General features: G+C 53.4%; 9 protein-coding genes. 4 read left to right on the top strand and 5 right to left on the bottom strand.

Going from position 1 to position 8,591, the window contains the following annotated elements:
* The first annotated feature begins 287 nt into the window (after positions 1-287).
* Positions 288-989 (top strand): hypothetical protein, encoded by a 702-nt coding sequence (locus tag ACR0DB_RS22415; protein ID WP_170469003.1) that lies wholly within the window; start codon positions 288-290, stop codon positions 987-989.
* 79 nt (positions 990-1,068) lie between these two features.
* On the opposite strand, the gene ACR0DB_RS22410 is transcribed toward ACR0DB_RS22415, so the two are convergent.
* The 5 genes from ACR0DB_RS22410 to ACR0DB_RS22390 all read right to left on the bottom strand — a co-directional run bounded on the left by ACR0DB_RS22410 (position 1,069) and on the right by ACR0DB_RS22390 (position 4,607).
* On the bottom strand, positions 1,069-2,349 hold the full coding sequence (locus tag ACR0DB_RS22410) for a serine hydrolase domain-containing protein (protein WP_170469006.1): 1,281 nt from the start codon (positions 2,347-2,349) through the stop codon (positions 1,069-1,071).
* A 391-nt stretch (positions 2,350-2,740) separates the two neighbouring features.
* A complete protein-coding gene (locus ACR0DB_RS22405) occupies positions 2,741-2,914 on the bottom strand; it encodes a hypothetical protein (RefSeq protein ID WP_170502247.1) in 174 nt (57 codons plus the stop codon).
* Entirely contained in the window at positions 2,911-4,215 is a 1,305-nt protein-coding gene (locus tag ACR0DB_RS22400; protein WP_170624662.1) for a DUF6538 domain-containing protein, read from the bottom strand. The genes ACR0DB_RS22405 and ACR0DB_RS22400 overlap by 4 nt, the downstream gene beginning before the upstream one ends.
* 40 nt (positions 4,216-4,255) lie before the next feature.
* Complete coding sequence (locus ACR0DB_RS22395; protein ID WP_480553068.1) at positions 4,256-4,447, bottom strand: hypothetical protein; 192 nt, start codon at positions 4,445-4,447, stop codon at positions 4,256-4,258.
* Complete coding sequence (locus tag ACR0DB_RS22390) at positions 4,440-4,607, bottom strand: hypothetical protein (RefSeq protein WP_170537863.1); 168 nt, start codon at positions 4,605-4,607, stop codon at positions 4,440-4,442. Before ACR0DB_RS22390 ends, ACR0DB_RS22395 begins: the two co-directional genes overlap by 8 nt.
* A 243-nt stretch (positions 4,608-4,850) precedes the next feature.
* On the opposite strand from ACR0DB_RS22390, the gene ACR0DB_RS22385 reads away from it, so the two are divergent.
* From ACR0DB_RS22385 to ACR0DB_RS22375, 3 genes are all read left to right on the top strand, one after another.
* Positions 4,851-5,420, top strand: a complete 570-nt coding sequence (locus tag ACR0DB_RS22385) for a peroxidase-related enzyme (RefSeq protein WP_170486250.1) — start codon at positions 4,851-4,853, stop codon at positions 5,418-5,420.
* Between the two features lie 205 nt (positions 5,421-5,625).
* Complete coding sequence (locus tag ACR0DB_RS22380; RefSeq protein WP_170469009.1) at positions 5,626-6,462, top strand: efflux RND transporter periplasmic adaptor subunit; 837 nt, start codon at positions 5,626-5,628, stop codon at positions 6,460-6,462.
* 46 nt (positions 6,463-6,508) lie between these two features.
* Positions 6,509-8,161, top strand: coding sequence for an amidohydrolase family protein (locus ACR0DB_RS22375; RefSeq protein ID WP_170469012.1), 1,653 nt, complete (start codon positions 6,509-6,511; stop codon positions 8,159-8,161).
* Positions 8,162-8,591 lie beyond the last annotated feature (430 nt).

The following is an 8,591-nucleotide window of genomic DNA, read 5'->3' as shown; positions in this document are numbered from 1 at the left end:
TCTCATCTCCACTCTCTGATGGTTACGATGAGCCTGAAATCCTCCGTTACGCAATCAACCTATTCTGTTCCATGAGTGCTGATGGCAGACACGTTAAAGTCTAGTGCAGCGAAGGACTGCTTTGAGCCCAAGTTCAAATTTCTGCACCGTGCATCAATGCCGAAAGTGCAGAAGAAAGCTGTCGTTGAGTGTTATATTCAAACCGCACCTTCTTCACTTTTTAGGTTGTGCTTTTGCTCCCAAGGGGTGTCTCATACAAATTGTAATGTGATCATTGGATCTTAGCCGTGTTCGACGCGTCGACATACCTCGCGATAACATCGATTGCAGTCATCGGCACTGTTCACGTCTTCTGCGTGTCTTTTTACCGGAGATTCCCCGCCCTAGCAGGCTGGCTTTCTGATTTTTCATCAGGGATCGGACTTGGCTATGCTTTTCTTTTCCTGCTGCCAAAAATTGGTGAATTGTCCACCGGTTTAGCTGCAAGCGGGAAATGGGAAAACTCGCTGTTCGGTTATTCGCTCCTAGGATTTCTCATTTACTACTTGCTGGAGGCCAGTCGCGACGTAGGGGCCGACAACAAGTTGTCGCTTGGCTTGGACACAGTGGCCCTCGGGACCTATAACTGCTTGCTTGCCATTACCGTCATGCAAACGACGGGAACATCACCTGAGCTGTACGCTGTTGGAACGTTGGCCTATTCATTGCATTTGTTTGGGGTGAATATCTTTCTCTATAAGACCCACCCCGGACACATGTCTGGATGGCTACGCGCATACTTTGTCGCGTCGCTTGCGGTCGGCATATTGATCGGTCTCAACGCAGACAAAAGTAGCATGATCTATTCAATTTCGACTGGGTTAACAGGGGGTGTGATAATAGCCCTGTCTCTTCGGGTTAAACTACCCAGCCTTTCGGCAGTGAATACAAAAGCTCTGTTGATTGGTGTGGTGTTTGCTGCGGTCGCAGTCGAGGTCACCCGGTACTAACCCGACGACACTGTTAAGTCTTTCCGTAGTATAAGCCGAGCCATTTGGCTCAGCTTACTAGATTTAGATAATCTGAAATTCATTTACTCAAAGTCTCTGCAATACCTTTCATCACAACCATAGAGTCCAGGTACATAGGTGTATTTTGAACGTCTGGCTGGCTTGATAGCTTCACCATAACCACATTGGCTTTTTGGTTCACATACAACAGCTGCCCATAGACACCAATGCCGTAAAACGCACCTTTTTCTCTGTCTTTCACCCAAACTTGATTACGGTAGTGGAAGCCTTCAAACACCTCCGCGTATGCGCTTTTCTCATAAGCTGCGATAACGTCATCATTTGCTTGAATCGTGTCAGCTATCCAATCTGGAGGAATAACTTGAGTGTCGTTAACCTTTCCGTTGTCCAGCATCATTATGCCAAATCGCAATAGGTCACGAGAGCTGGTAAATAACCCACCACTCGTTTGCACAATCCTTTTGGGTCCTAGTTCGCTATATGCAGGGTCCTGAGCACCGATGTCCTGCCACAACTCGGCCAGTACATCCAGATAGCTTTCTCCAGTCGCCGACTCGATAACCATACCCAGCAGCGCAGATAGCACTGAACGGTAACTATAAACTTCACCGTCTTCTACCAAGGTCTCGCGATCACTAAGAGAGATCATGTACTCCTTAACGCCAGACTCTGTATCACAAATTTCAACTTTTTCAGAGAGGTCCTGACCAAACGCACAGAACAGATCACCGGCGTCGTCTAAGTAGCCGCTAGAAGCATCTTTCCAATCAACAGCAGCGGTCATATCAAGTAGGTGTCTAACCGTTGTATTTTTGAATGCTGGGCCTTCCAACTCTGGCAGGTATTCGGTGATCAGCTTTTTGGGATCTAATTCTCCCGCCTCAACCGCCAGACCTGCTGCCATACCCAACACTGTCTTGGTGATCGAGTGAATGCGGTGAGGCGTATCAGCTCTCATGCCATTGAAGTACTTTTCAGCGACCAATTTGCCATCGTGATAAATCAAAAAGCTATCGGTATGTGTTTGATGCAACCAATCGTTGATATTCTGTTCTTCATTATTGCTAGCTGTGAAAACAAAAGTCTCAAGCTCAGTTGGGTATGCCGCTTTTTCCAAAGTACGTACCCAATCTGACGGTGGAACTCGTGCCAATTCGCCAAAAACATTTATGCCTTCAAATATCCAAGGGCTTCTATCTACAGACTCAACGGTTTCATCCCAGAAATAACCAGCCTCTGCGCTTGCTGGTTGTGTAGAAGCAGTAAATACCGCACCGGAGGCCAAAAGAGCGATAGCAATAGCGGAGGTCACTAACGGCTTGTTTGCATGACTTTTCATTTTTGGGGATCTCCGAAGGATTGGGCAATCTCCAAGCAACCCAGCCATGCTTCAGCTCTGGTGTCTAGCCCCTTGTGCCTGGACCACGGAGCGGTCAGACGACTGCGAACTACTCTACGATAGGACAGCTTAGTAGTCGCAAGCGGTTGTGGGCTGATAAAATTGCGCTGGTCGCCTCATGCAATGCCCTCTTGGTCCGCATCTGTGAGGATGTAAAGCTCGCAATGAAGGTCCGCTTCCGGGCTGCGACCGGTTATCAGAAAGCGATGAGCATAAGGCGGCTTTGTCCGCAGCTCGGTCATTCAACTGCCTCCAACCAACGTCCACTTTGAAGAAAAAAACAAAACAGGGATCCCCCGGCAACCCGCTAAGGGCCGCCGAGGGTTAGGTGTCAGGGTGGTCTTCGGTTGACGACGTAGTCGGCCAACCACTGCCAGTAGGCTTCAGCGTCACGGAACCCTTGAGCGCGAGCCGCCAGATCTTCGGCTGCTTTACGGGTGCAACCGCCATCGAACTCGGCGATAGCAGCGCGTTCCTCAAACGCGTCAATGTCAGGGAAACTCATGTTGGCAGTCTTATCTGGTCAACGATCGACCGACGCTGCTCGTCACTTATGCCAGCGGAATAGATCCCGTAGGTGATCCCGTTCTCTGACCGTGCAGATTGGTGACCAACCAGAGAAGCAGTGAAGTGCTCCGGAACCCCTGTTCGCTCGCACTGGGTCACAAACCACTTGCGGGTCGAATGAAACACTAGTCCCGGTCGTTCCAGTCCCAGCCGCCGTCTCAGTCGCGCAAACCCCTTGGTGACATGCGCCACAGTCAGGTCAGGAAACAGAGGGCCGGATGCGGGTAACTGCCGGAACGTCTCATCCAGCACCGGGTGAACCGGAACCAGTCGCTCCGCAGCATCGGTCTTCAGCAGTCGCAGTTCGTTTGGTCTGACATGAACGAAGCACCCGAGGTTGCCCTTGGTCACGAGGTCTTCCCGAAGCAGCCCAACCGCTTCCCCCGCGCGCATTCCTGACAGCAGGCAGGTCAGCAGAACAGGATGTAACTCCCGGTCTTTGGCTCCCAGCAATCGCACGACTTCATCGTCCGTCGGAACGGCATAAGGCGCTGGGCGCACCTTCCGATCGAAGAGAACGGTCCGGAAGGGGTTCTGTTCCAGATGCCCTTCATAGACCACCCAGTCGAGGAAGTGATTGACCTGCGACCAGATACGCCGCTGGGTTCTGGCTGTTATGGTCACCGACCCCCGAGACGAGTACGCGACCAGTTGGTCCAGGGTCAGCCCACGGGTCCGTTCTGACTTGCCGATCATTGGGGACAGTTGGGCTATTGCGGACAGGAAGTCTCTTCCGTCGGCTCTGGTCAGGCTGCAAACCGACTGGTCACTGTATCGACTAGCAAACAACCCAACAGAGTATCGGACCGATTTGAACCCGCTGGGTCGTAGCTCGTTACTGCGCTTATTCAGATAGGCTCGGCTCAGGTCACGAACCGGCACCTTTACCGGTGCAGTTGGTCTGGCGAAGCTGGACCGCTCCAGATTGCATCCAGAGTCCTCCAGAGTGGCCCGGAGACGGACGAGAGACGACTCTGGCTGGTCAACCCAATCAGGAACGTCAGCGGTGCTCTCCGGGACAGACAGGGCGTCTTCTGCCTGCGACCGCACCTGTTCCACCAGTGTCTCGAACCGGGCATTGACTTCAGCGGCACGGACGCGGGCGGTGTTGCGATCACTGGTCTTGAGGCTCTGCTTAAGCGCCTGAGCGCCCAGCGCGAGAGCTACGTCAACGGGATAGTTGCGTCTAAACAGCCACGTATGGCCCTTCAGATAGGCATAGCGAATGTGAGCAGACATCAATCTCCTCCTTTTCTGTTTTGAATTTTGGGGATTGCCGTTAGGCGCTGGTGACGACCCGCAGGATCATCTCGAGGGCCGGTTCGCCATAGGAGCCAGCCAGAGGGCCGCTGACAGCAAAGCCAGTCACGCAGTCTTCGAACACCTCTTCCACGCGGAACAGATGCTCAGCGACGTCATCGAAGGCCCGAACGACCACGACGTCACCGGGGGACAGCTCCAGCTCAGTCATCGTCGGACTTCCACGTCCAGAGGACCGCCAGCAGAACCAGCGCCGAAACGGCGGGGTGGGATCGAGAGACCACCCAGAGCATCGTCGTCAGGACGGCCTTGGGCGGCGGGTGCAAAAGAAAACCCCCGACGAGAACGCCGAGGGCAGACAGGTACTTCATGGATCAAACTCCTGCAGTTGCTTCTTTATTTAGATGCAGGAGGTTGCTCGGTTTGGACGGGAGCGGACGTTTAGGTTTTCTCCGCGGATGGCGGGTCTGCGGACGAAACGGCCGTTCGATGTGCTTGCACCAATATCAGCTTTCACACCCACACACATCAGAGCAACCCTTTGGAGGATCACTTGTTCGCCAAAACGCAGATTTCCACTACGGTACAAACAGATGATTTTGTGAGGATTTGATATGAAACGCCTGTTTCCATCCCTGCCCGACGGTGCGAGTCTCAGCCATATTTACAGCGCTTTTCCCGAAAAACTTGGGCCACTGTCCGAGTACCAAAACAGGGTCATGAGAGGTGAGAGCGAACTCAGCATTGCTGAACGCGAGATCATTGCTGCGTATGTTTCGGGTTTGAATGCCTGCGCGTTTTGTTTTGGGGCGCATAAGGTACACGCCAAGGCTTTTGGCGTTGAAATCAGCACCATCGAGGCGATGATGAATGACCTTGAAAATGCCGACATTGACGACCGGCTAAAGCCAGTGCTGTCCTATACTGGCAAGCTTACGACCACCCCATCGCGCATGACCGAAGCCGACGCAAAAGCTGTTTTTGAAGCTGGCTGGACTGAGAAGGCACTTTTTGATGCGATACAGGTCTGCGGGCTTTTCAATTTAATGAACCGCATGCTGGAAGGGACCGGCATCACTGATTATCATTCCGATCCCCAAATGGTCGAAGAAGACGTGCTGGATAATCTTCGCAGCAAAACGTGTTATGTTGATTTGGGGAAATCTAGCGGCCTATTTGAGTGATCATCGTTTGGCGACTTCGGGCTCGAAGCAGACATTCGTTGCACTCGTCGTGAACGACTGCGATGCGGACAAAACAGACTTAAGCAGTGGTCTACTTTTCCGGTGGGACAGCAGCTACGGCGGTTTGACACACGTCAAGTCTGCGTTCCAAACTCTGTGACAGAATATCGTGATAAAAAAGAAGAATAGTACCTGGAGGGGAGATATGATTTTCGGCAGGCGGGCAAAAACTTTGCTAGCGATCGTTCCGATCCTATTGACTGCGGGATTTGCTTTCCCACCGACTTCCGCAGCGCAGGTGACATCAACTGTTGAAGGAATTGTTGTACCCGCGCGGGCATGGGACGTTTCAGCCGAAGTCAGCAATAAAATCAACCGGTTGCATTTTGTGGAAGGACAAGTCGTTGCGAAGGGTGACTTGTTGGTTGAATTCGATACTGGCTTCAAAGAGTTGGAGCTTGCCTTGGCAGAAGCGCAACTGAATGAAGCATTGGTCGCAGTTGAAAAAGCTCAGGAAGATTTTGCACGGCAGCAAGAACTGAAAGACCGCGAAACTGTTTCAGAGGCTCAATATCAGGAAGCTTTGTTCGCGTTGCGAGCTGCGCAAGCTTCCGCACAGACACTACGCGTGCAGAGTGACATGGCGGCATCTTTGCTAGCTGCGCAAAAGCTTTACGCGCCGTTCAGCGGGCAGATGACATCGCCCAACTACCGTGAAAACGCTAATGTGAATATCAATCGTGGCCGGGAAGTTGCCACACTTGTACAGCTCGATCCGATCCATGTACGCGCACCCGTTCCAATAGATCGCGTTATGGAGCGCGTATTGTCAGGAGAAGATGAAACGGCAATACATGCATCAATTACTGTGCGGCTGGAACTCCCGGATGGGACGGAGTTCCCCCATACCGGACGAATTATCTCGGCGAGCATAGGATTGAACCCCGACACAGATGAAGCGGCGGTCTTGGTGGCCTTCCCAAATCCGGAGCATGTGTTGAGACCGGGAATGGACGTCGTTGTTACGGGCTATGAAAACTAGGGTGTGCACCCTCCCGAAAGCGAATTGTAGAAGAGGAGTGTTTGAGATGTCGAAGTTATTTTGGAGCGCCATGGCCCTGACCGCCAGTTGCATAATTCAAGGTGAAATGACTACGGGGGCTTCGGCTGACACCTATGATCTGGTTATTCTGAACGGCCGTGTCATGGACCCTGAAACAGGCTTTGACCAAATTGCCAATGTCGGGATCAGCGACGGCTGGATTGTCAAAATTACGACCGCTCCAATTGAAGGCGAAGATACCGTGGATGCCACTGCGCATGTAGTGGCGCCGGGTTTTATTGATAGCCACACACACTCCAGTCAGAAGTATGCCATCAACATGAGTATGATGGACGGTGTCACGACAGCCTATGACAGCGAAGTTGGCGCCATCAACATCGCCGACTGGTATTCCCGCGAAGAAGCCACTTGGCCGATGAACTACGGCACCTGCGTGTCGCATGAAATCGCCCGCATGGTCGTCATGGACGAGCTTGAGATTGATGTGCCCGTCGACGCTTCGAACTTGTTCGCATTGCGCGCTTTGTCGAGTTCAGAAGACGGTGTTGCGGATTGGTCTGTTACTCGCGCAAGCGTCGAACAGATGAACCGGATCATGCAAATCGTGGACAAAGGCTTGCAAGAAGGGGGGCTGTGTGCAGGTTCGACGGTTGGGTACGCGGGCGTTGGTATCAGCACTTATGAACAGTTTGAGTTGCAACGCACGGCGGCCCGCTACGGACGGGCCACGGGGGTACACGGCCGGTTTCATACCTCGGCGACGAACCCGGAAGCTCCGCTTGGCTTTGCGGAAGTCTTCACCAACGCTTTCTTACTCGATGCTCCTCTCCTCTACAGCCACAACAACGACTATGGCTGGTGGGAGATAGAAGAGAAACTCCAGATGGCGCGCGCCAAGGGATTAAATATGTGGGCCGAGTACTACCCCTATACAGCCGGCTCCACCTCGATCGCCTCTGATCAGCTAACCCCGGACGCTATCGCTGCCCTTGGGCTCAAATACGAAGACATTATGTACGACCCAAGTCAGGACCAATTCCTGACGATTGAAGAGTACAAACAGGTCGCAGAAGACGATCCGGGTCGCACTGTGATCGTCTTCAATCCCGCGAGGGAGGAGTGGTTGCCGCAATGGCTCCGAGTGCCGAACATGGTCGTGGGCAGCGACAGCATGTGGTACACGGAAGACTTGGGATTGCGTGGCGATCCGCTCTTGTTCGCCGGGCACCCGCGCACCTCGGGTTCACATTCGACCGTTCTCAAGCTCGCGCGTGAGGAAGGCGTGCCGCTCATGTTTACGTTGTCGCAGCTTAGTTATTGGCCCGCCTATCATATGGGGGCTACCGGGGTGGAGTTCCTAAACGTGCGCGGTCGTATGCAAGAGGGTATGGCAGCAGACATCGTCATCTTCGACCCTGAAACTGTCGGTCCTGGATCGGATTATCAGAGCGGCACCCAGGGGCTGCCTCCTCGCGGCATGCCTCATGTGGTCGTCAACGGCGTCTTCGTAAAACGGGACGGTGCGGCGACAGGTGCGTTGCCTGGAAAACCAATGCGCTTTCCACCAGAAAACCAACCACGGCATGAACCGGTCGACACACAAGTCTGGCAGGAAACGTTCACACTTCAGGACGCAGCTTTGGATGGAACCGGGCCGGGTTTCGGCGAAGGCGACTAGCTGCTTATTGTAACGTCTGTGTTGGGCTCAAAGCAGTCCTTCGCTGCACTAGACTTTAACGTCCGCTCCGACCCAACCGCCAGCACCAGCGACCAGTGTTCAGCCCCCGGAATCGATCGTCAGCGGTCGTCTCAGCCCCAGTGGAGGGTTGCTTTGGCGGTCCTGTCAGCACCCGTTAACGGCCTCTCTAGCGGTCAAATTGCCCCGTGCTTACCCTAGAAATGCCCCCGAAACCGCCCCAGTTTCTTGTGCTTCGCTAAAAAGCCTATAACGATCATCGGACGGCAAGGATTCCTACCACCCCAGCCAGTTCATCGGAACATGGAACGACAGCAGGCACTTGGGCTTGAACCCTCCGAGAAATGCCCCCGTTTATGCCCCAGTGGTTTCGGGTGCTACGGGTGCCGAGGGTGGGCCCTCAGAGGTCGTT

This window comes from Ruegeria sp. AB6 (assembly GCF_056542685.1).
This window is presented reverse-complemented; position numbering and strand designations above follow the sequence as displayed.

Bases quoted from the DNA above. Each gene is read 5' to 3' on its own strand.
- ACR0DB_RS22410 (WP_170469006.1), bottom strand. From the start codon at position 2,349: ATGAAAAGTCATGCAAACAAGCCGTTAGTGACCTCCGCTATTGCTATC.
- ACR0DB_RS22405 (WP_170502247.1), bottom strand. From the start codon at position 2,914: ATGAGTTTCCCTGACATTGACGCGTTTGAGGAACGCGCTGCTATCGCC.
- ACR0DB_RS22400 (WP_170624662.1), bottom strand. From the start codon at position 4,215: ATGTCTGCTCACATTCGCTATGCCTATCTGAAGGGCCATACGTGGCTG.
- ACR0DB_RS22395 (WP_480553068.1), bottom strand. From the start codon at position 4,447: ATGACTGAGCTGGAGCTGTCCCCCGGTGACGTCGTGGTCGTTCGGGCC.
- ACR0DB_RS22390 (WP_170537863.1), bottom strand. From the start codon at position 4,607: ATGAAGTACCTGTCTGCCCTCGGCGTTCTCGTCGGGGGTTTTCTTTTG.
- ACR0DB_RS22385 (WP_170486250.1), top strand. From the start codon at position 4,851: ATGAAACGCCTGTTTCCATCCCTGCCCGACGGTGCGAGTCTCAGCCAT.
- ACR0DB_RS22380 (WP_170469009.1), top strand. From the start codon at position 5,626: ATGATTTTCGGCAGGCGGGCAAAAACTTTGCTAGCGATCGTTCCGATC.
- ACR0DB_RS22375 (WP_170469012.1), top strand. From the start codon at position 6,509: ATGTCGAAGTTATTTTGGAGCGCCATGGCCCTGACCGCCAGTTGCATA.